The following is a 20,549-nucleotide window of genomic DNA, read 5'->3' on the forward strand; positions in this document are numbered from 1 at the left end:
ATGACCCGGCCTCTGGTCTGGTTGCTGCTGTGTTTGCTCCCTGCGCTGGCGACAGCGCAGGACGAACCGCTGCGGCTGGGCTTCAAGGGTGAGTTGATTTCGTTGAGCCCGACTCAGGTGATTTCACGCGAGCCGTTGCCTTCAGATCTGCAGACGCCGTTCGGGAGTCTGTGGAAGTTGTTTGTCTACGGCTGGCTGGTGGACACCGGGGCGCGGGAATCTGCGTATGAGTGTCGCGGGCAGTCGAAAGAAGAAGTTTATTGCTGCACCGCTGGCGGGAAGATTGGCCGTGATCAGGCGTTGGTGAAATCTTGCGGGTTGTACTTTGAGCCTGCGCGGCTTGGCATTACTGGCGCTGAGTGGCGCCAGTATTGGCAGGCTCGGCAGGCGCCGGAGTGGTTGTTGAATTTGCCGTCGTTGCAGCCTGCGACTCGAGTTCCAGTCGTTGAATTGCTTCGTGTGTTAGCCGTAATGCCGGCACAAGATCAGGCGCGACGGGTGTTGCTGGATGTGGTGTTGAACGCCGCTGACGGCAATGTCGTCGGTGAACTCGGTGGCCGGTTGCGGGTGAAAACCTGGAGCTGGTTGGGAGATCAGGATCCGGCGTCGCGCCAGGGCGGCTTTGCCGGTTGGACCGTGGATGGCACACCGATCTGGGCCGGTGGGCGCGGGACCAGTCAGATGGTGCTTCGGCATTATGGTGCGGCGCTGGCTGCGGTGGTGCCGGTGGATTGGCCGGTGGATGCTGGGCGTTGTGTCGAAGTCGGGCTGTTTTCACGCTATCCGATTGGTCGCGTTCTGGCAGGGGATCGGGTGGTTTCCGATGGGCCGTTGCAGGGCGACTATCGCGTTGAGTTCGCCAATGGCAATCAACTCGATATCCACAGCGACGGCGAACTGTTTCTGCTGAAGGACAAACTCGTCGTCCGTTTGGACCGCGAAGAATACGTCGCCCGGGTCCTGCAACGGGAAGCCAAAGCCGAACCTTTAGAGGCTGCCAAGGCTCTGGCTGTCGCTATCCGCACCTATCTTCTACAAAACGCCACCCGTAACGGCGACTGCCTGAGCATCGACGACAGCAGCAGCCGTCAGCGCGTTGCGCCACGTCCGGCCACCGCCGAATCGCGCAATATTGCCGCGTGGACCAGCGACCTGGTCCTGGCCGGCAGCACCGTCACCTACCACTCCGATCAACCCGGCCCGGACAAACTCTCCTGGCAACAAGCCGTCGAACAAGCGAACGCCGGCCAACGCTACGACGCCATCCTGCTGCACGCCTATCCGCGCGCGAGCCTCAGCCGCTGGGACAACCCCGTCGCCTCCTGCGAAGCGTTGCCCGCCGCCCAGGACTGGCTGCAAACCCAACGCCGGGGCTGGCGCCAACGCCTCGAAAACGAAGTCGGCTACAACGAAGTCAACACCTTCGCCGTCTGCCGCCTGGCCTTCGGCCGCCCCTATGTCGACCGCGAGCGCCAACGCATCTACGTGCGCGGCATGCTGTCCCTCCAGGACCGCCTCGACCTGACCCACGAATACCTGCACCTGGCCTTCGAAGCACACCCGAACGGCCAGGATGAAACCTACATCGAAGGGCTCGCCCGCCACCTCTTGCTGGAATAGGCCATGAAACTCCGTTATCCACAGGTCTTCCTGTTCCTCTGTACCTTTTGCGCACTGCCGGTGACCTTCGCCGCCGCTGTCGACCTTGATACCCCCATGGGCGGTTGGCGAACCGGTGCGGTTGAAGGCGAAGGCGAAAACTACCGCCAGACCGTCAACTACCCCGCGTCCTCGGTCAACACCCCGGCAGGCCAGGCCAACACCGCACGCATCAGCGGCCAGATCAAAGCCACGCCCAAGTCGGGCGAGCCTGGCCGGTTGATCGTCAACGGCATCAGCATGCCGCTGAAGATCGACGACGCCGGACGCTTTGATCGGCCGTACTCGTTTCCCAACGGCAGCAACAGCGTCGAAGTCCGCAGCCCGGATGGACAGCAGCGGCATCGCACGCAATTTCTTCACACCAGCGGTGGCGCTACGCCGGCCAAGTTGCGGGTGTTGTTGTCGTGGGATAGCGACAACACGGATCTGGATTTGCACCTGGTTACGCCCGACGGCGCACACATCTGGTACGGCGATCGGGTTGCACCGAATGGCGCGGCGCTCGATGTTGACGTGACCACGGGGTATGGCCCGGAGATCTTCTCCATGCCGGCGCCGATCAAGGGGCAGTATTTGGTTTATGTGAACTACTTCGGTGGCGGGTATCGGAGTGATGAGGACGGGCAGGAAGATGCGGTCCAGGCGCTGACGACGGCGCAGGTGACGGTGATTACGGAGGAAGGGACGCCTAACGAGAAAATGGAGACCTTTCTGGTGCCGATGCGGGCGGTGGGGGAGTTGACGTTGGTTAAGGGGTTTAGTTATCCGTGAGGGGAATTGTGCAAGCAGCTCTTGCACAATTGAATTGGGCAGCAGCTTGCTGCCCAATTGCTTGAATGACGGCAGACAGGTTTGGTCAGCAGGCTGCTGACCAATTTCGGAACGTTCAGGCGTTTTCTGAGGTTGAGGCTGAACAGTCGAGATCATCCAGATTCACTTTTACTCGCTGAGGCGCTGCGAGCCGTTCCGTAACCACCCTCACAAGTACCACCTCTTCTTCGATGGACGACTTTTTTACTGGCGAACGCTGACTTGAGTCTTCTTCGGCCGGGGGCTTGGTGGGTGCGATGATGAACTACCTTCGATAATGACTTTTTTCCAGGCATAAAAAAGCCGGCTTGTGGCCGGCTTCTCGGGGACTGGCTTGGTTCATTTTTGGTAAACCGCGCCAGCCTTCAAAACGTACACCCGGATCTTGCGTCCGGCTGTGGGACTTGGCGAGAAAGTGATCTGCCTTGTCGGTGCGATCAGCGCCGCGGGGCGGGGTGATGCGCAAATGTGGGGCGCAGCATACTGATTTTTTTGGGGAATTCCCAGTGTGGCGTACGTCTTAGAGCTGTCGGTGACACGGTATTGGGTAACTTGTCCGGGTTTTTGGGGTGACTGATCCACCGCTTTCGCGAGCAAGCCCGCTCCCACAAGGGTCGCGCGGACCTTGTGGGAGCGGGCTTGCTCGCGAAGGGCGCGGCGCGGTATTAGAGGAACGGCACCGGCGGCCGTCGCTTGTTCAGCGTCGAGCACCAGAACACCCACCCCAACACCCGAATGTTCTGTTCTTCAATCTGCGCAGCCCTGAACACCTCATCCGGATATTCCGCGCTGTTGTGACTGCGCAATCGCAACCCATTCCCCGGCATCCGGTGCAGGTATTTGATCCGCAGCATGCCGTCATGCTCGATCGCGTAGATCTCGCCATCAACAATCTGGGTCAAGCCGCGATCGATGGCGATGGTGGAGCCGTCTTCAATCTTCTCGGCCATGCTATTGCCGACCATGTAGGCGCAGATGGCGTCTTTGTGGTTGATTTCCAGGGAGTCGAGGTGGCTGCGGGGCAGGCGGATGGGGTGGCTGTTGTCTTCGATGACGTGGGTTTTGCTGGAGCCTGGGGCAATGGGTGTTTCTTTGTAGAAGGGCAGTTCGACGTCGGTGGGTTCGATGACGGTGTAGACGCCGCGGATGGCCTGGGTGTTGTAGGTGTTGCCGGTTTCGTCGAACAGGCACAGGTCTTTCGGGCCTTCGGCGTTTTTCAGCCAGTGGCTGTTGACGGACAGTTTTCGGGCGACTTCTTCCAGGCAGTGGGAGGGCACGCCGCGGGTGTACCAGTTGTGGACGTTTTGCGGCGCCGTGTCCAGGAACTCGGCAAATCCTGTTGTCGTGATGTTCGCTGCTCTGAGCAGCGCTTTGAACCGTGGACCGCTAGTGTTCTTTTTCATGAACGCGAGTTTACGGGCGCGGGCCAGGGCTTTGAATAAACGAACTGTTCAAATTGCGCGGGAATTTTAAGACCGGATGTAAGACGTCTTACGCCAGTTTTAAACAAGAAAAAACCAAACACCCAAATCGTTAAACGCCACGTTTAAAGCCCATTATCAGCGCCCATAAAAAAACCCCGGATCAACCGGGGTTTTCTTGAAGCTTAAAGCTTGCAGCTTGAAGCTGGCTTTAGCCCTTGTAAGCAGCAACCGACTTCATGATCTCGGTGCGAGCGGCTTCGGAGTCGCCCCAACCTTCGATCTTCACCCATTTGCCTTTTTCGAGGTCTTTGTAGTTCGCAAAGAAGTGCTCGATCTGCTGGATCAGCAGTTGTGGCAGGTCGCTGCACTCTTTCACGTCGACGTACAGCTGGGACAGCTTGTCGTGTGGGACTGCGATGACTTTGGCATCGCCGCCGCCGTCGTCGGTCATGTGCAGGATGCCGATTGGGCGGGCACGGATAACCGAACCTGGAGCAACCGGGTAAGGAGTCACGACCAGCACGTCGAGGGGATCACCGTCGTCAGCCAGGGTGTTCGGGATGAAACCGTAGTTGGCCGGGTAGAACATCGGGGTGGCCATGAAACGGTCAACGAACAGGCAATCGCTGTCTTTGTCGATTTCGTACTTGATCGGCGCGTGGTTGGCCGGGATCTCGCTCGCGACGTAGATGTCGTTCGGCAGGTCTTTGCCAGCCGGAATCTTGCTGTAGCTCATTGGGCGGTGCCCCCGTTAGTTGACCAAAAACACTTGGCCGGATTGACCAAAAAGTGGCGGCGATTATAGGCATATTCCGCCGCCGATGCCATGCGCCTTGGGTCGTGTAGACCTTAGTCGTGTCCCTGATAGACAGGGCTAGACGCCTGAAGTTGCCGCAGGCGTGCCAGTGGGTCTTGCCGGTAAAACAGCTTCAACTGCTCGTAGACCTGTGGATAAGCCTCGTGTAGCAAATCCGGGGCGCTGAAGAAGTATTCGCTGGTGACGGCGAAGAATTCGGCCGGGTTCTCGGCGGCGTAGGGGTCGATGGCGGTTTCGGCGTCCGGGTTGCGGTCGAGATGGCGGTTGAGGTCATCGTAGGCGTGTTGCATGACCCTGGCCCAGTCGCTGACGCGCATGTCGGGGTGCAGCGGCGGCAGGCCGTTGGCGTCGCCGTTGAGCATGTCGAGTTTGTGCGCCAGTTCGTGGATCACCAGGTTGTAGCCTTCCCGGCCGCCGCTGGCCATGACGCCGGGCCAGGCGAGGATGATCGGGCCTTGCTGCCAGGCTTCGCCGCTGTGTTCGCCGTCCCATTCGTGCTCGACGCCGCTGGCATCGCGATGGCGCTGGGGGCTGAGGAAGTCGTCCGGGTAGAGGACGATCTCGTGGAAGCCTTGATACCAGTTCAAATCGCCGAGGTTCATCAGCGGCAATTGCGCCTGGGCGGCGAGCAGCAGGCGTTGCTCCTGGTGGAGTTCGACGCCGGGCAGGGCGGTCAGGTGTTTGTCTTCCAGAAACAACACGCTGGCTTCACGCAGCCATTGGTCTTCGGCGGCGCTGATGCCGTCCAGGAAGCTCAAGTGATGGCGCACCCGCTGCCATAGTTCGTCGGCAATCGGGTGCCTGGCCAGGACGCGCCGGCGACGCCAGGCGCTCAGGGACCACATGGGCGCTCAGCGGGTTTCGGCTTTGGAGCTCGAACCGCCGAAGCGGCTGCGCACGACGCCGATGATCATCGGCACCAGCGACAGCAGGATGATGCCCACCACCAGCAACGACAGATTTTTCTTGATGAACGGTACGTTGCCAAAGAAGTAACCGAGGGTTACCAGGCCGCCGACCCACAGGATCGTGCCAAGCACGCTAAAGAAGAAGAAACGCGGGTAAGGCATCCGGGCGATGCCGGCGACGAACGGTGCAAAGGTGCGGATGATCGGCAGGAAGCGCGCCATGGTCACGGTTTTGCCGCCGTGCTTGTCATAGAAATCGTGGGTTTGTTGCAGGTAATCGCGACGGAAGATTTTCGAGTTCGGGTTGCTGAAGAGCTTTTCGCCCGCCGTTCGTCCGATCACGTAGTTGGTGCTGTCACCCAGGATCGCCGCCAGCATCAGCAGGCCGCCCAGCAGCACCGGGTCCATGCCGCCACCGGCCGCAACGGCACCGGCGATGAAAAGCAGGGAATCGCCCGGCAGGAACGGCATCACCACCAGGCCGGTTTCGCAGAAGATCACCAGAAACAGGATGGCGTAGATCCATGGCCCGTAGTTATTCACCAGCAAGTCGAGATACACGTCGAGATGCAGGACAAGGTCGATCGGGTTGAAATCCATGGGGGGCACCTGTGGTGATGGTCCGACTCAGCAGACCTGTGCGTATGACTTCATGTAAGCCTACAAGCGGATGTAGTTTTTCTTACAAGCCGGGAAGCTCGGGATTATACGGGGTGAAAAGTGAAAAGCGCGTGGAGTTTGTAGCGGGGGATGTCGACAGGATCAACGGTGGGTGCGGACTATTGTGGGAGCGGGCTTGCTCGCGAAGGCGGACTGTCAGTCGACATTGATGGTGAATGTCTGTCCGCCTTCGCGAGCAAGCCCGCTCCCACAGTGTCCGAGGCGAATCAGAGCTCGTCGCTGATCGGCAGCACGTAGTTCTTGAATTCGGTGTCTTCCTTGAACCCGATCGACTCGTACGTCTTCTGCGCCACTTCGTTGTTGCTGCTGGTGGACACACGCATACGCACGGCGTTGGTTTCCTTGGCCATTTTCTTCGCAGTGCGGATCAAGTTGTCGGCGACCAATTGGCGGCGGGCGTCTTCGGCGACGTAGATGTCGTTGAGGATCCACACACGTTTAAGCGACAGGGACGAAAAGCTCGGGTACAGCTGACAGAAACCCATCAGTTTGTTGTTGTCGTCATCGGACAGGGCCAGGTAGATCACCGATTCCTTGCGACGCAGGCGTTTTTCGAGGAACGCACGTGACGAGTCCGGATACGGCAGGGAGCCGTAAAACTCGCGATATTTGACGAACAACGGGGTCAGCAGGTCCAGGTGTTCGAGGGTCGCTTGAATAATCCGCATGGTAGGTCTCGCTTCAAGTGGCTGTCATACGTGCGTGACGGCGATGGGAAACCCCTGGCGGCCGTGCATCGATCCTGCCTGAAACCGAATCAGAAACGCAATGCGGAATCGGTTCAGGCATCCGGCGGACTGAGTAGGAAATTACCTTTCATGTCCGCTCCAGTTTCCGACTCCAATGTCTGAATCTGGGCTTCGTCCTTCAAATTGACCCCCGACAACTGCCGCCGACAGGCTTCGCGCATCAGATAGAGCAAGCGGTGGGCCGCCATGCCGTAACTGAGCCCTTCTAGCCGGACGTTGGAAATGCAATTGCGATAAGCGTCCGTGAGACCAATCTTAGGATTGTAGGTGAAATATAAACCCAGACTATCAGGCGAACTGAGACCCGGGCGTTCACCAATCAGGATCACCACCATTTTCGCGGCCAGCAGTTCGCCGATCTCGTCGGCCACGGCCACTCGGCCCTGTTCCACCAGAATGACAGGAGACACGGACCAGCCATCCTCTGAAGCCTGTTCTTCCAGGCGCGTCAGAAACGGCAAGGTATGGCGATGAACGGCCAATGCCGACAACCCATCGGCGACAACGATGACCAAATCCACGCCGCCAGGATGGGCCGAGGCGTAATCGCGCAAGGTCTGCGCCGACTCATCGCTCAACTTGCGACCCAAATCGGGCCGCTGCAAATAGCTGTTCCGGTCCGTGGCGGCGCTGTGCAGCAGCAAACTTTCGCGCCCGCGCTCGGCCAGTTGCGCGCTGAGCCCGGCATGGTCGAACGGCAAATGCACCGCATCCCGCGCCTGGGCGTGGGCGTACTGGAAATCCAGTTGCGCGCTGGTGGGCAGGCTGGTGCCGGTGCGGCCCAGTGCAATGCGCGCCGGGGTCAGGCGGCGCAGTTCCAGCCACGGGTTCTGCGGGTCAACGGGTGGTTTATCCATATCAACACTCATCCCAGTTGCGCCAGGGCCTGGCGGAAGGCCGGCGGCAGGTTGTTCCCGAAATGAATCTTTCCGTCCGCCTGGGTGAAGATGCCCATTTTCGCCAGCCACTGTTCGAACTCCGGCGCCGGTTTCAAACCCAGGGTTTGCCGGGCGTAGAGGGCGTCGTGGAACGAAGTGGTCTGGTAGTTGAGCATGATGTCGTCGGAACCGGGGATGCCCATGATGAAGTTGATCCCGGCCACGCCGAGTAGGGTCAGCAGGGTGTCCATGTCGTCCTGGTCGGCTTCGGCGTGGTTGGTGTAGCAAATGTCGCAACCCATCGGCACGCCCAGCAACTTGCCGCAGAAATGGTCTTCGAGGCCGGCGCGGATGATCTGTTTGCCGTTGTAGAGGTATTCCGGACCGATAAATCCTACGACGGTGTTCACCAGAAACGGTTTGAAATGTCGCGCCACGGCGTAGGCCCGGGTCTCGCAGGTCTGTTGATCGATGCCGTGGTGGGCGTTGGCCGACAGTGCGCTGCCCTGGCCGGTTTCGAAATACATCAGGTTTTGCCCGAGGGTGCCGCGATTCAGGCTCAAACCCGCGTCGTAGCCTTCCTGCAACACGTTCAGGTTGATGCCGAAACTGGCGTTGGCCGCTTCGGTGCCGGCGATTGACTGGAACACCAGGTCCAGCGGCACCCCGCGATTGACCGCTTCGATAGACGTTGTGACGTGGGTTAAAACGCAAGCTTGTGTAGGAATTTCGTAGCGCTGGATGATCGCGTCGAGCATTTCCAGCATGGCGCAGATCGAGGCGATGCTGTCGGTGGCCGGGTTGATGCCGATCATCGCGTCGCCATTGCCGTACAGCAGGCCGTCGAGAATGCTCGCGGCGATGCCCGCCGGTTCGTCGGTCGGATGATTCGGTTGCAGGCGGGTGGATAAGCGGCCACGCAGGCCCATGGTGCCGCGAAATTGCGTGACCACGCGGATCTTCTGCGCCACCAGCACGAGGTCTTGGACGCGCATGATCTTCGACACGGCGGCGGCCATTTCCGGGGTCAGGCCGGGGGCGAGCGCACGCAGGCTCTGTTCGTCAGCGGCGTCGCTGAGCAGCCAGTCGCGAAAACCGCCGACGGTGAGGTGGCTGACCACGGCGAAGGCTTGTTTGTCGTGCGTGTCGATGATCAGTCGGGTGACTTCATCGGCCTCGTAGGGAATCAGTACTTCTTGTAGGAAGTGTGTCAGCGGGATGTCAGCCAGAGCCATTTGCGCGGCCACGCGCTCGCCATCGTTGAGCGCGGCGACACCGGCCAGAAAGTCCCCGGAACGTGCCGGGCTGGCCTTGGCCATGACTTCCTTGAGGCTCTCGAAACGGTAGGTCTGGGCGCCGACGGAATGGGCAAATGCGGCCATGGGACGGAGTCCTCCTGATTCTGTAAATCACTCAAATACACCACCGAAACCCTGTGGGAGCGGGCTTGCTCGCGAAAGCGTCGTGTCAGTCGACATCAACGTTGACTGACCCACCGCTTTCGCGAGCAAGCCCGCTCCCACATGGGATCTCGGTGCACTTCGATGTAGCAGGCGCCGAGCATTGAGCCCGGCACCGGTGCAACTTAGATACCTGTGAGCATAGCGTCCGCCGGTGCCGCGAGGCGTTGCTTGGCGGTCAGTTGGAAATACAGGTAACCGGCGACCATGAAGCCGAGGAACACCAGGCCGATCACCGTGTTGAACCACGCCATCGCGATCAAGCACACCACCGCCAGGAACAGCGCAATCCCCGGCACGATCGGATAGCCCGGTGCGCGGAAGGTGCGTTCCAGATTTGGCTCGGTTTTACGCAGTTTGAACAGGCTCAGCATGCTGATGATGTACATCACGATCGCGCCGAACACCGACATGGTGATCATCGCCGCCGTCAGGGTCATGCCTTGCAGATTGACCAAGCCATCGCTGTAGATCGCCGCGATGCCGATCACGCCGCCGGCCAGAATCGCCCGGTGCGGAGTCTGGAAACGCGAGAGTTTGGCCAGGCCTTTAGGCAGGTAACCGGCACGGGCCAGTGCGAAGAACTGCCGCGAGTAACCCAGGATAATCCCGTGGAAACTCGCCACCAGACCAAACAGGCCGATCCACACCAGCATGTGCATCCAGCTCGAATTGTTGCCAACCACGGCTTTCATCGCCTGGGGCAGCGGGTCGTTGATGTTCGACAGTTGACGCCAGTCGCCGACGCCGCCGGCCATCACCATCACGCCGATCGCCAGGAACACCAGGGTCAGAATGCCGCTGACATAGGCCTTGGGAATCGTGCGTTTCGGGTCCTTGGCTTCCTCGGCCGCCATGGCTGCGCCTTCAATGGCGAGGAAGAACCAGATCGCAAACGGGATCGCCGCAAAAATCCCCGGGATCGAGGCCATGGTGAATTCGTTGGAACCCGACCAGCCGTTGAGCACGAAGTTGCTGAAGCTGAAGCCCGGCGCCACTACGCCCATAAACACCAGCAATTCGGCAACCGCGAGCACGGTGACCACCAGTTCAAAAGTCGCGGCGATGCTGACGCCGAGGATGTTCAGGGTCATGAACACAAAGTAGGCGCCGACCGCCGCAATCTTCGGGTCCAGTTCCGGGTATTGCACGTTGAGATAGGCGCCGATGGCCATGGCAATCGCCGGGGGCGCAAAGACGAATTCGATCAGGGTGGCGATGCCGGCGATCAATCCGCCTTTCTCGCCAAACGCCCGTCGGCTGTAGGCAAACGGCCCGCCCGCGTGGGGTATCGCGGTGGTCAGTTCGGTGAAGCTGAAGATGAAGCAGGTGTACATCGTCGCCACCATCAATGCGGTGACGAGAAAACCCAGCGTACCTGCGGTGCCCCAGCCGTAACTCCAGCCGAAGTACTCGCCGGAAATCACCAGGCCGACGGCAATGCCCCATAAGTGCAGGGTGCCGAGTGTGGGTTTGAGCTGTGTCGTAGAAGTCATAAGTCCTCTCTGTTTTTTATTGTTTGATCGGTTGGACTTTCGGGTGTGGCGGTTACAGCGGGCACGCAAAGCCCGTGCCAGAGGGGCAGGGCAGTGTTTGGGGGTGTGGCTGATGACGTCTTCGCGAGCAAGCCCGCTCCCACAGAGGTTCTATGGACACTGGAGAACCCCTGTGGGAGCGGGCTTGCTCGCGAAAGCGGTAGAAAGGGCGACACAGAAACACCTGTATCGCCCCGGTTTCTTAGAAGAAGCCCAACGGATTGATGTCGTAGCTCACCAGCAGGTTTTTGGTCTGCTGATAGTGATCGAGCATCATTTTGTGGGTTTCACGCCCGACGCCGGACTTTTTGTAACCACCGAACGCGGCGTGCGCCGGGTACAGGTGATAGCAGTTGGTCCACACACGGCCGGCCTTGATGGCGCGGCCCATGCGGTAGGCGCGGTTGATGTCGCGGGTCCAGAGGCCGGCGCCCAGGCCGAACTCGGTGTCGTTGGCGATGGCCAGGGCTTCGGCTTCGTCCTTGAACGTGGTGATGCTCACCACCGGGCCAAAGATTTCTTCCTGGAACACACGCATTTTGTTGGTGCCCTTGAGCAGGGTCGGCTGGATGTAATACCCGGTCGCCAGGTTGCCCTCGAGTTTTTCCACCTTGCCGCCGGTCAGCAGCTCGGCGCCTTCGCCCTTGGCGATTTCCAGGTACGAAAGGATTTTGTCGAATTGCTGCTCGGACGCCTGGGCGCCGACCATGGTGTCGGTGTCCAGCGGGTCGCCACGTTTGATCGACAGGACTTTCTTCATCACGACTTTCATGAAGTCGTCGTAGATCGATTCCTGCACCAGCGCGCGGGAAGGGCAGGTGCAGACTTCGCCCTGGTTGAAGAACGCCAGCACCAGGCCTTCGGCGGCTTTTTCGATGAAGGTTTCTTCAGCTTGCATGATGTCGGCGAAGAAGATGTTCGGCGACTTGCCACCCAGCTCCACGGTGGACGGAATAATGTTTTCGGCGGCGGCATGCATGATGTGCGAGCCGACCGGAGTCGAACCAGTGAACGCGATCTTGGCGATGCGCTTGCTGGTGGCCAGGGCTTCGCCGGCTTCTTTGCCGAACCCTTGCACGACGTTGAGCACGCCGGGCGGCAGCAGGTCGCCGATCAGTTCCATCAGCACGGTGATGCCCAGCGGGGTTTGCTCGGCAGGCTTGAGCACTACGCAGTTACCGGCAGCCAGGGCCGGGGCGAGTTTCCAGGCGGCCATCAGGATCGGGAAGTTCCACGGGATGATCTGACCGACCACGCCCAGGGGTTCGTGGATGTGATAAGCCACGGTGTTGCCGTCGATCTCGGCAGCGCTGCCTTCCTGGGCGCGGATGCAACCGGCGAAGTAGCGGAAGTGGTCCGCCGCCAGCGGGATGTCGGCGTTGAGGGTTTCGCGCACGGCTTTGCCGTTGTCCCAGGATTCGGTGATGGCCAGGAGTTCCAGGTTCTGCTCGATGCGGTCGGCGATTTTCAGCAGCACCAGCGAGCGCGCTTGGGCGGACGTGGCGCCCCAGGCATCGGCAGCGGCGTGGGCAGCGTCCAGGGCTTTGTCGATGTCTTCGGCCGTGGAGCGTGGGAATTCGGCAATCGGTTGGCCATTCACTGGCGAAGTATTGGTGAAGTACTGACCTTTGACAGGCGCGACGAACTCGCCGCCGATGTAGTTACCGTATTTGCTCTTGAACGAAACGATAGCGCCTTCAGTACCGGGGTGAGCGTAACGCATGGTGATTTCTCCTTGGCTTGTTGTACTTATAAGAGAGACGCGCATGAGCGCTTGTTATAAGCGTAGAGCAAAGGTTGGGCCACTGCCTTGCAGGGCAGGCAAATCAAGGCTTTGCGCGGTTTTTGTCGGACAAGCGGACGGTATCTGTGACGGTTTCGGTACAGGCGGGGTGACAGTTTGTATCGCTTATGGCACAGCCTGTGACTGGGCGGTCTTGCCAGCATTGCAATGACGGCTAGGCTGGAGGATGCTCGGCCTTCGTGTGAACGCAATGCCCTTGTAGCAGCTGCCGAAGGCTGCGTTCGAGGGCGAAGCACTCGCCTCGGTTTCTGCAACAAATCCGATGTTCAGGCTTACGGCCGCTTCGCAGCCGGACGCAGCCTTCGGCAGCTGCTACAGGGAAGCGAGCGAGATCCTGTGAGGAGAATAATAAGAAATGCACGACAACCACTTGAGTCGCCATGCCCAGCAAGTCCTGACCGTTACCCAGGGCAAATCGCACCTGCACGGCCCTGGCAGCGATCCATCGATTGCCCGCTCTTGGCTGCGATGTCTTGAGGATTATCACCTCGACCCGGCCCTGACCATGGCGCCGACGGTGTTGGAACACGGTCGTGTACTGGAAAGCCGCGAGCGCCTGCAACAAGTGCTGCACATCGCCGGCAACGAAATGACCAGCCTGCACCAGCAACTCTCCGGCGCTGGCCACGCGGTGCTGCTGACCGACGCCCGCGGGGTGATCCTCAATTGCGTCACCGCCCCTGCCGAACGCAAGATTTTCGAACGCGCCGGGCTGTGGCTCGGCGCCGACTGGAGCGAAGCCTGCGAAGGCACCAATGGCATCGGCACCTGCCTGGTGGAACGCCAGGCCCTGACCATTCACCAGGACGAACACTTTCGCGGCCGCCACACCGGCCTGACCTGCTCGGCGAGCCCGGTGTTTGATCCCCATGGCGAACTGCTGGCCGTGCTCGACGTGTCCTCGGCGCGCCATGAAGTCTCGCGGCAGAGCCAGTTCCACACCATGGCCCTGGTCAATCTGTCGGCGAAGATGATCGAGAGCTGTTATTTCCTGCGTTATTTCGACAATCAATGGCTGCTGCGTTTTCACCTTCAGGCGGAATCCGTCGGGCTGTTCAGCGAAGGGCTGTTGGCGTTTGATGGCGAAGGGCGGATCAGCGCGGTCAACCAGAGTGCACTGAACCTGCTGGGGCACATTCGTGGCGGGCTGCTGGGCAAGCCGGTGGAAGCGTTTTTCGATTGCACGCTGGATGAATTGCTTGGCCGCGCCAGCGTAAATGCCAGCGCCAGTTGGCCATTGCGCACCCGTGACGGGCGCAGTCTGTTCGCCCTGTTGCGCGGCCAGCCGCGCAGTATTCCGGCACCGGTGGTGCAAAGTCCGGTGATTGCCGAGCGTCCGCGCCTGTCCGGCATTTGCCTGGGCGATACGGCGTTGCAGGAGGATTTCCGCAAGGCCCTGCGCGTCTTCGAACGGGACGTGCCACTGCTGATCAATGGCGAAACCGGGTCCGGCAAAGAAGCTTTCGCTAAAGCGGTGCACCACGCGAGCCAGCGGGCGGAAAAATCCTTCGTCGCCCTCAACTGCGCGGCCATCCCGGAAAGCCTGATCGAAAGCGAATTGTTCGGCTATCGCGGCGGCAGTTTTACCGGCGCGCGCAAGGAAGGCATGCGCGGCAAGTTGCAACAGGCGGATGGCGGCACGTTGTTCCTCGACGAAATCGGCGACATGCCCCTGGCCTTGCAGACCCGGTTGCTGCGGGTGCTGGAAGATCGTCAGGTGGTGCCGATTGGCGGCGAACCGGAGTCGGTCAACGTGCGAATTATCAGCGCCACCCACCGGAATTTGCTGGATCGGGTGCAGGACGGCAGCTTTCGCGAGGATTTGTATTACCGGCTCAATGGCCTGGAAGTGGCGTTGCCCGCGTTACGTGATCGCACCGATAAATCCCAGCTGCTCGATTTTCTGCTGGCCGAAGAGGCGGGCGGGGAAACGGTGTTGATCGATCAACCGGCGCGGCAAGCCTTGCTCGGTTTCGCCTGGCCGGGGAATGTGCGGCAGTTGCGTAATGTGCTGCGCACCCTGGCGGCGTTGTGCGATGGCGGGCGGGTTGGGCTGGAGGATTTGCCGGCGATGATTCGCCAGGCCCGGCCGGTAGTTCCGGCGGTGGTGCAAGAGCCGTCCGAATTCCCGCTCGATGATGCAGAGCGGTTGGCATTGCTCAATGCGCTGGAGCAGCAGCGGTGGCATATGACCCATACGGCTGAACAGTTGGGGGTCAGTCGCAACACTCTGTATAGGAAGCTGCGGAAACACGGTATCGAACGTTAAACCGCGTTGTGGCCATTCGCGAGCAAGCCCGCTCCCACAGGGGCTCTATTAACGCTAGAGCGCCCTGTGGGAGCGGGCTTGCTCGCGAAGGCGTCCTCGCGCCCCGAAACAAAGGTGCGATTTTCCCCACCCTACGCTAACCTGCGGCCATGTTTTACGAGGTCGACTATGCACATTCATATTCTTGGTATCTGCGGCACTTTCATGGGTTCGATGGCGGTTCTGGCCAAAGAGCTGGGCCATCACGTGACGGGCTCCGATGCCAACGTCTATCCGCCGATGAGCACGCAGCTTGAGGCACAGGGCATTCAGTTGACCCAGGGTTACGACCCGGCGCAGCTCGATCCGGCCCCGGACCTGGTGGTGATCGGCAATGCCATGTCTCGCGGCAACCCGGCCGTCGAGTACGTCCTGAACAAAGGCCTGCCTTACGTTTCCGGCCCGCAATGGCTGGCGGATCACGTGCTGCGGGGCCGCTGGGTGCTGGCCGTCGCCGGCACCCATGGCAAAACCACCACCAGCAGCATGCTCGCCTGGGTGCTGGAGCACGCGGGCATGAGCCCGGGCTTCCTGATCGGCGGCGTGCCGCAGAATTTCTCGGTGTCCGCTCGCCTGGGTGGCACACCTTTCTTCGTGATCGAAGCCGACGAATACGACAGCGCGTTCTTCGATAAGCGCTCCAAGTTTGTCCACTATGGCCCGCGCACGGCAATCCTGAACAACCTTGAGTTCGATCACGCCGACATCTTCCCCGATCTACCGGCCATCGAGCGGCAATTCCACCATTTGGTGCGGACCATCCCGAGCGAAGGCCTGGTGATCCATCCGACCACCGAGCCTGCTTTGCAACGCGTAATCGAGATGGGCTGCTGGACCCCGGTGCAAACCACCGGTGTCGGCGGTCAGTGGCAGGTCAAGCTGTTAAGCGAAGACGGTTCGAAGTTTGAAGTGATGTTCGAAGGCGTCGCCCAAGGCGTGGTCGAGTGGGACATGACCGGTCAGCACAACGTCGCCAACGCCTTGGCTACTCTGGCGGCCGCGCGTCATGTCGGCGTCGTACCGTCGCTGGGCATTGCGGCATTGAGCGCGTTTAAAAGCGTGAAGCGCCGGATGGAGAAAGTCGCGGAAGTCCGTGGCATCACCATCTACGACGACTTCGCCCACCACCCGACCGCTATCGCCACCACCCTCGACGGTTTGCGCAAGAAGATTGGCGATGCGCCGTTGATCGCGATCATCGAGCCGCGCTCCAACTCCATGAAGCTCGGCGCGCACCGTGACGGTTTGCCGGAAAGCGTGGTCGATGCCGATCAGGTGATCTGGTATGCGCCGGCCAACCTCGGCTGGGATCTGGCCGGCACGGCGGCGCTCTGCACCGTGCCGTCGATTGTCAGCGATTCCCTCGAAGGCATCATCGAACGCGTGAAGAGCCAGGCCCAGCCTGGCACCCATGTGGTGATCATGAGCAACGGCGGCTTCGGCGGCCTGCACGGCAAACTCGCCGAGGCGCTGCAATGAACAACGGCCCGGAACGCATCACGCTGGCCATGACCGGCGCTTCCGGCGCCCAGTATGGCTTACGCCTGCTGGACTGCCTGATACGCGAAGATCGCGAGGTGCACTTCCTGATCTCCAAGGCGGCGCAACTGGTGATGGCCACCGAGACGGACGTAACGCTGCCGCCGAAACCGCAAACCATGCAGGCCTTCCTCACCGAATACACCGGTGCTGCCGCCGGGCAAATCAAGGTGTACGGCAAGGAAGACTGGATGTCGCCGGTGGCTTCGGGCTCCGGCGCGCCGGCGGCGATGGTGGTGGTGCCGTGTTCGACCGGGACCTTGTCGGCCATCGCGACCGGGGCTTGCAACAATCTGATCGAACGCGCCGCCGATGTGACCTTGAAGGAACGCCGCCAGTTGATTCTGGTGCCGCGTGAAGCGCCGTATTCGAGCATTCACCTGGAACACATGCTCAAGTTGTCGAACATGGGCGTGACGATCCTGCCGGCGTCGCCGGGTTTCTACCATCAGCCACAGACCATCGACGACCTGATCGACTTCGTTGTGGCGCGGATTCTCAATCTATTGAATATCCCGCAGGACATGCTGCCCCGTTGGGGCGAGCATCATTTGAGCAGCGATGAATAAACTGCTGATGGTCCTGCTGGCGCTGCAACTGGCCGGCTGCGCCACGGCGCGCACCCTCGATGCCGCCAAACCGGGGGCGCCGGTGGTGTATTCGGGGACGCGGCTGGATTTGTATGCGATGAATGGCGGTTGCTGCGCCAAGGATCGTTTCGGCGCGGAGGCGCCGAGCTACCCCGGCGTCGACCTGCCGGCCAGTGCGTTGCTCGACACGTTGTTATTGCCGTTGTCGGTGTTGACGGTGATTGGCGTGAGTTTTCAGGCGACGGGCGGGTTGTAGCGTTCGGCTGATCGTTCCCACGCTCTGCGTGGGAATGCCTCAATGGACGCTCCGCGTTCGCTTTGGGACGCAGAGCGTCCCGGGCTGCATTCCCACGCGGAGCGTGGGAACGATCATTGCGGGGTTATTTTCCGAGCTTACGCAACTCATCCGACTCTACCACCCGCACGCCATCCTGCTCTTCCAGCGCCAGTCGCCACATGGCGCGGGCCAGTTGGCAGGCTTCGATGCCGCGGTACTTGCCCGGAATCAAGCGCGAGAACGGTCCGGCCAGTTGCTCGGCCATGCGCGGTTCGAGGCGCTCGCCCAGCAGCAGTGAAGGTCGGCAAATGGTCAGCTGCGGCCAGTTCTGCGCGCGCAAGGCGTGTTCCATCTCGCCTTTCACCTTGTTGTAGAAAATCGAGGATCTGCGATCGGCCCCCAAGGCACTGATCACAATCAGGTGCCGCGCGCCCATTTCCCGCGCGCGCTTGGCGAAGGCCACCACCATGTCCAGGTCCACCGCGCGAAACGCCTGCTCGGAGCCGGCCTGTTTGATCGTGGTGCCAAGGCAGCAGTAGGCAATGTCGACGCGACCGTTCAACTGCGGCAGGAACACGGCCGGGTCGCCGACGGGGTTTTCCAGGTGGGGATGCTCGGCCAATGGCCGCCGTGAAGGTGCCAATACCCGCGTAATCGTTGGCTCATTGAGCAGGCGATCAAGCAAATGTTCGCCGGTTAATCCGGTAGCTCCGGCAAGCAATACATGCTGAGGCGTCAAGTACATAGTGTTTCCCCCTTGATACTATTCAGCTTAGTTGCTCTTGGCGTCCTTGCTGCTGATAGCAGCACTTTGTAATGCTTTTCGAGCTTGTTGTTTGCGTAAAAGTTGCCAGTGGGAGAGAACGGTTTTCGGCGCCCAGATCTGCGGTTCAGAGGCTTCGAAGTTATCCGCCAGCTCGCGCTCGGCCACGGTGGCCTTGGCCAGTTTGAAGGCCTGCTCCAAATCGTCGGTCTGGTTCAGTGCCTGGGCGAACAAGGCGTCGCCGAAGTAAGTGAAGTTGGCCTCTTCCGAGCAACCGAAGGACACCCGGTCCGCCCGGGAGGCGGTCATGATCAACGTGCGCTCGTCTTTCAATGCCGGGATGAAACCACCGGAATAGCAGGAAGAGATGACAATAATCTTGTCGCGGTTCTTCAGCGGGGCGAGGACCGCCGCCAGTTCGTCGGCCGGCAGGTCGGCCAGTTCCATGCGCGGTTGGTCGAGCACCAGTTCATGTTCGCTGGTGCCGTGGCTGGTCAGGTAGATAAACAGCAAGTCTTCCGGGCCGCTGCGTTCGGCCAGGGTCTGGGCCGCACGGCGCAGGTTTTCGCGGGTGGCCATCGGTCGGTCGGCGAGGTGGTCGCGATGGTTGACCAGGCGAATTTGGCCGTAAGCGCCGAAACGGCTGGCGAGCATGTTGGCGACGTAGTCGGATTCGCGCAGGAACACGCTCTGCTTGCCGTCACCACCAAGGGTCAGGGTGTACAACTCCACCGCCGGGGTCGAGGCGGGCACGTTGGCCAACGCTTCGTCGAGCAAGCGGCCCTGGGCCAGCAGGCCGAGTTCCAGGGTGTCGGGCAGTAACTTGCCGTCGGCGTCGCGGACGCGCTGGCCATTGATCCAGGTGCCGCTCATCACGGTGCCATCGGTCAGCACCAGGGTGCCGCGACCTGAATAGCTGTCACTGTCGAAGCCGCCGACGTAGAAACTGCCGTCGGCCAGGTTCAAGCGGCCCGGGCCGGTGAAGCGCCAGTCGCTGAACTGGCCGATGTAATGGCTGCCATCGGCGCCGATCAATTCGCCCTTGCCGGTGAGCGCGCCCTCCTTGAACTGACCGATCCACACATCGCCATCGGCGTTTTCGTAGCGGCCCTTGCCGTGGAGTTGGTTGTCCTTGAAACCGCCGACGTAGATATCTCCGTCGGCGCTGTTGAACGTGCCGTTGCCTTCCAGCTGACCGTCGACGAAATGCCCGCTGAACTGATTGCCGCTGGCATCGCCGCGCTGACCTTCGCCGTTAGGTTTGCCGTGGGCGAACTGGCCCTGATAGGTGCTGCCGTCGTCGAGTTCGAGACGGCCGAGCCCTGAATACTGATCGGACTTGAACTCACCGCGGTAAGTCATGCCGTTTTCTTTGAGAGTGCCTTCACCGTCGCGCCGGCCCAGCTTGAAGCCGCCGGTGTAGCTGCTGCCATTGGTGGTCAGCGTGCCCTGACCGTCGAACAGCCCTTGCTGGAACTGCCCGCGATAGACCTCGCCGTTGCTGCCGTGCCATTCGCCCTGGCCATGCCACTGGCCTTTGTCGAACTGCCCGGCGTACCAGCTGCCGTTCGGGTAGTCGATGCGGCCCTGGCCCTGCAACAACCCATTGACCAGATCCCCTCGATAGCGTCCGCCGTCCGGCAGGCGGGCGTCAGGGGACAGCAGCGATTCACCATCGCCGCAAGCGGTGAGCATCAGGGTCAAAGCGAGGAGTGCAAGTGAGCGCATAGCGGGATCCGGGCAATTAGGCGACCGAGTATGCCGCAGCTATGCGTCGCATATATAGAGAAGGTCGCGAAACAGCGTGCGCTGCTTCGCATTCGGGATGGTTTACACGAAACAGAGGGACAGTGGTTCAGCGATGTACGCCGGTTTGTCCGAGCCTTCTATCTCAAGGGTGGCGGTGGCCTTGAGCAACCACTGGCCGGGTTTCTTCTCGGTGACTTCGGTCAGGTCGACCTTGAGCCGCACTTTCGAGTTGACCTTGACCGGCTGGATGAAACGCACGCTGTCGAGGCCGTAATTGACCACCATCTTCAAGCCTTCCGGCAGGATCAGGATGTCTTCCATCAGTTTGGGGATCAGCGACAGCGACAGGAAACCGTGGGCAATGGTGCTGCCAAATGGCGTTTGCGCGGCTTTGACCGGGTCGACGTGAATGAACTGATAATCCCCGGTGGCTTCGGCGAACAGGTTGATGCGCTCCTGATCGATGGTGAGCCATTCGGAACGTCCAAGTTCCTTGCCGACATAATCTTTGAGCTCTGCAACGGGAACATAGGGCATTGAGACTCTCCTTGGGTTCATCGGTTTTATAGTTTTGAGGTGGGGGGATTTGACCTCC

18 protein-coding genes are annotated in these 20,549 nt (G+C 60.6%); 6 read left to right on the top strand and 12 right to left on the bottom strand.

What is annotated here, in order from left to right; translation table 11 throughout:
* The gene (locus ACIQY3_RS28720) at positions 1–1,620 is read left to right on the top strand and encodes a DUF2300 domain-containing protein (protein ID WP_403026585.1); all 1,620 of its coding nucleotides are present in this window, start codon (positions 1–3) and stop codon (positions 1,618–1,620) included.
* Between the two features lie 3 nt (positions 1,621–1,623).
* Positions 1,624–2,433, top strand: coding sequence for a YfaP family protein (locus ACIQY3_RS28725; RefSeq protein WP_403026587.1), 810 nt, complete (start codon positions 1,624–1,626; stop codon positions 2,431–2,433).
* A gap of 704 nt (positions 2,434–3,137) precedes the next feature.
* On the opposite strand, the gene ACIQY3_RS28730 is transcribed toward ACIQY3_RS28725, so the two are convergent.
* From ACIQY3_RS28730 to ACIQY3_RS28770, 9 genes are all read right to left on the bottom strand, one after another.
* Positions 3,138–3,875, bottom strand: coding sequence for a helix-turn-helix transcriptional regulator (locus ACIQY3_RS28730; protein ID WP_403026589.1), 738 nt, complete (start codon positions 3,873–3,875; stop codon positions 3,138–3,140).
* Positions 3,876–4,104: 229 nt separating this feature from the next.
* Positions 4,105–4,632 (bottom strand): inorganic diphosphatase, encoded by a 528-nt coding sequence (gene ppa, locus ACIQY3_RS28735; protein WP_403026592.1) that lies wholly within the window; start codon positions 4,630–4,632, stop codon positions 4,105–4,107.
* A gap of 113 nt (positions 4,633–4,745) precedes the next feature.
* Positions 4,746–5,558 (bottom strand): zinc-dependent peptidase, encoded by an 813-nt coding sequence (locus ACIQY3_RS28740; RefSeq protein ID WP_403026596.1) that lies wholly within the window; start codon positions 5,556–5,558, stop codon positions 4,746–4,748.
* A gap of 6 nt (positions 5,559–5,564) precedes the next feature.
* Positions 5,565–6,221, bottom strand: coding sequence for a DedA family protein (locus ACIQY3_RS28745; RefSeq protein ID WP_123404510.1), 657 nt, complete (start codon positions 6,219–6,221; stop codon positions 5,565–5,567).
* Positions 6,222–6,508: 287 nt separating this feature from the next.
* Positions 6,509–6,970 carry an N-acetyltransferase gene (locus tag ACIQY3_RS28750; protein WP_034148104.1) on the bottom strand — a complete coding sequence of 154 codons (462 nt, stop codon included), beginning with the start codon at positions 6,968–6,970 and terminating at the stop codon, positions 6,509–6,511.
* Between the two features lie 113 nt (positions 6,971–7,083).
* Positions 7,084–7,908 carry an ethanolamine ammonia-lyase subunit EutC gene (gene eutC / locus ACIQY3_RS28755; RefSeq protein ID WP_403026600.1) on the bottom strand — a complete coding sequence of 275 codons (825 nt, stop codon included), beginning with the start codon at positions 7,906–7,908 and terminating at the stop codon, positions 7,084–7,086.
* A gap of 8 nt (positions 7,909–7,916) precedes the next feature.
* A complete protein-coding gene (locus tag ACIQY3_RS28760) occupies positions 7,917–9,311 on the bottom strand; it encodes an ethanolamine ammonia-lyase subunit EutB (protein ID WP_403026602.1) in 1,395 nt (464 codons plus the stop codon).
* A gap of 203 nt (positions 9,312–9,514) precedes the next feature.
* Entirely contained in the window at positions 9,515–10,885 is a 1,371-nt protein-coding gene (gene eat, locus ACIQY3_RS28765; protein WP_403026605.1) for an ethanolamine permease, read from the bottom strand.
* A gap of 241 nt (positions 10,886–11,126) precedes the next feature.
* The gene (locus ACIQY3_RS28770) at positions 11,127–12,647 is read right to left on the bottom strand and encodes an aldehyde dehydrogenase family protein (protein WP_054052388.1); all 1,521 of its coding nucleotides are present in this window, start codon (positions 12,645–12,647) and stop codon (positions 11,127–11,129) included.
* A gap of 436 nt (positions 12,648–13,083) precedes the next feature.
* Between ACIQY3_RS28770 and ACIQY3_RS28775 the strand changes: the two genes are divergently transcribed.
* From ACIQY3_RS28775 to ACIQY3_RS28790, 4 genes are all read left to right on the top strand, one after another.
* The gene (locus ACIQY3_RS28775) at positions 13,084–14,997 is read left to right on the top strand and encodes a sigma-54-dependent Fis family transcriptional regulator (RefSeq protein ID WP_403026608.1); all 1,914 of its coding nucleotides are present in this window, start codon (positions 13,084–13,086) and stop codon (positions 14,995–14,997) included.
* Between the two features lie 168 nt (positions 14,998–15,165).
* Positions 15,166–16,515: a UDP-N-acetylmuramate:L-alanyl-gamma-D-glutamyl-meso-diaminopimelate ligase gene (gene mpl, locus ACIQY3_RS28780; protein WP_403026611.1), complete on the top strand. Its 1,350-nt coding sequence runs from the start codon at positions 15,166–15,168 to the stop codon at positions 16,513–16,515.
* Positions 16,512–17,144 carry a flavin prenyltransferase UbiX gene (gene ubiX, locus ACIQY3_RS28785; RefSeq protein ID WP_054052392.1) on the top strand — a complete coding sequence of 211 codons (633 nt, stop codon included), beginning with the start codon at positions 16,512–16,514 and terminating at the stop codon, positions 17,142–17,144. The genes mpl and ubiX overlap by 4 nt, the downstream gene beginning before the upstream one ends.
* On the top strand, positions 17,137–17,421 hold the full coding sequence (locus ACIQY3_RS28790; RefSeq protein WP_403026614.1) for a YceK/YidQ family lipoprotein: 285 nt from the start codon (positions 17,137–17,139) through the stop codon (positions 17,419–17,421). The genes ubiX and ACIQY3_RS28790 overlap by 8 nt, the downstream gene beginning before the upstream one ends.
* 124 nt (positions 17,422–17,545) lie before the next feature.
* On the opposite strand, the gene ACIQY3_RS28795 is transcribed toward ACIQY3_RS28790, so the two are convergent.
* The 3 genes from ACIQY3_RS28795 to ACIQY3_RS28805 all read right to left on the bottom strand — a co-directional run bounded on the left by ACIQY3_RS28795 (position 17,546) and on the right by ACIQY3_RS28805 (position 20,491).
* Positions 17,546–18,187 (bottom strand): oxidoreductase, encoded by a 642-nt coding sequence (locus ACIQY3_RS28795; RefSeq protein WP_403026617.1) that lies wholly within the window; start codon positions 18,185–18,187, stop codon positions 17,546–17,548.
* A gap of 27 nt (positions 18,188–18,214) precedes the next feature.
* Positions 18,215–19,933 (bottom strand): C13 family peptidase, encoded by a 1,719-nt coding sequence (locus ACIQY3_RS28800; protein WP_403026620.1) that lies wholly within the window; start codon positions 19,931–19,933, stop codon positions 18,215–18,217.
* A 102-nt stretch (positions 19,934–20,035) separates the two neighbouring features.
* Entirely contained in the window at positions 20,036–20,491 is a 456-nt protein-coding gene (locus ACIQY3_RS28805) for a MaoC family dehydratase (protein ID WP_008035756.1), read from the bottom strand.
* Between the last annotated feature and the right edge of the window lie 58 nt (positions 20,492–20,549).

It is taken from the genome of Pseudomonas sp. NPDC096950 (assembly GCF_044762525.1).
Lineage (GTDB): Bacteria > Pseudomonadota > Gammaproteobacteria > Pseudomonadales > Pseudomonadaceae > Aquipseudomonas.

What these genes read in the sequence shown, in the direction of transcription:
- ACIQY3_RS28720 (WP_403026585.1), top strand. Translation starts at nt 1, where the DNA reads ATGACCCGGCCTCTGGTCTGGTTGCTGCTGTGTTTGCTCCCTGCGCTG.
- ACIQY3_RS28725 (WP_403026587.1), top strand. Translation starts at nt 1,624, where the DNA reads ATGAAACTCCGTTATCCACAGGTCTTCCTGTTCCTCTGTACCTTTTGC.
- ACIQY3_RS28730 (WP_403026589.1), bottom strand. Translation starts at nt 3,875, where the DNA reads ATGAAAAAGAACACTAGCGGTCCACGGTTCAAAGCGCTGCTCAGAGCA.
- ppa (WP_403026592.1), bottom strand. Translation starts at nt 4,632, where the DNA reads ATGAGCTACAGCAAGATTCCGGCTGGCAAAGACCTGCCGAACGACATC.
- ACIQY3_RS28740 (WP_403026596.1), bottom strand. Translation starts at nt 5,558, where the DNA reads ATGTGGTCCCTGAGCGCCTGGCGTCGCCGGCGCGTCCTGGCCAGGCAC.
- ACIQY3_RS28745 (WP_123404510.1), bottom strand. Translation starts at nt 6,221, where the DNA reads ATGGATTTCAACCCGATCGACCTTGTCCTGCATCTCGACGTGTATCTC.
- ACIQY3_RS28750 (WP_034148104.1), bottom strand. Translation starts at nt 6,970, where the DNA reads ATGCGGATTATTCAAGCGACCCTCGAACACCTGGACCTGCTGACCCCG.
- eutC (WP_403026600.1), bottom strand. Translation starts at nt 7,908, where the DNA reads ATGGATAAACCACCCGTTGACCCGCAGAACCCGTGGCTGGAACTGCGC.
- ACIQY3_RS28760 (WP_403026602.1), bottom strand. Translation starts at nt 9,311, where the DNA reads ATGGCCGCATTTGCCCATTCCGTCGGCGCCCAGACCTACCGTTTCGAG.
- eat (WP_403026605.1), bottom strand. Translation starts at nt 10,885, where the DNA reads ATGACTTCTACGACACAGCTCAAACCCACACTCGGCACCCTGCACTTA.
- ACIQY3_RS28770 (WP_054052388.1), bottom strand. Translation starts at nt 12,647, where the DNA reads ATGCGTTACGCTCACCCCGGTACTGAAGGCGCTATCGTTTCGTTCAAG.
- ACIQY3_RS28775 (WP_403026608.1), top strand. Translation starts at nt 13,084, where the DNA reads ATGCACGACAACCACTTGAGTCGCCATGCCCAGCAAGTCCTGACCGTT.
- mpl (WP_403026611.1), top strand. Translation starts at nt 15,166, where the DNA reads ATGCACATTCATATTCTTGGTATCTGCGGCACTTTCATGGGTTCGATG.
- ubiX (WP_054052392.1), top strand. Translation starts at nt 16,512, where the DNA reads ATGAACAACGGCCCGGAACGCATCACGCTGGCCATGACCGGCGCTTCC.
- ACIQY3_RS28790 (WP_403026614.1), top strand. Translation starts at nt 17,137, where the DNA reads ATGAATAAACTGCTGATGGTCCTGCTGGCGCTGCAACTGGCCGGCTGC.
- ACIQY3_RS28795 (WP_403026617.1), bottom strand. Translation starts at nt 18,187, where the DNA reads ATGTACTTGACGCCTCAGCATGTATTGCTTGCCGGAGCTACCGGATTA.
- ACIQY3_RS28800 (WP_403026620.1), bottom strand. Translation starts at nt 19,933, where the DNA reads ATGCGCTCACTTGCACTCCTCGCTTTGACCCTGATGCTCACCGCTTGC.
- ACIQY3_RS28805 (WP_008035756.1), bottom strand. Translation starts at nt 20,491, where the DNA reads ATGCCCTATGTTCCCGTTGCAGAGCTCAAAGATTATGTCGGCAAGGAA.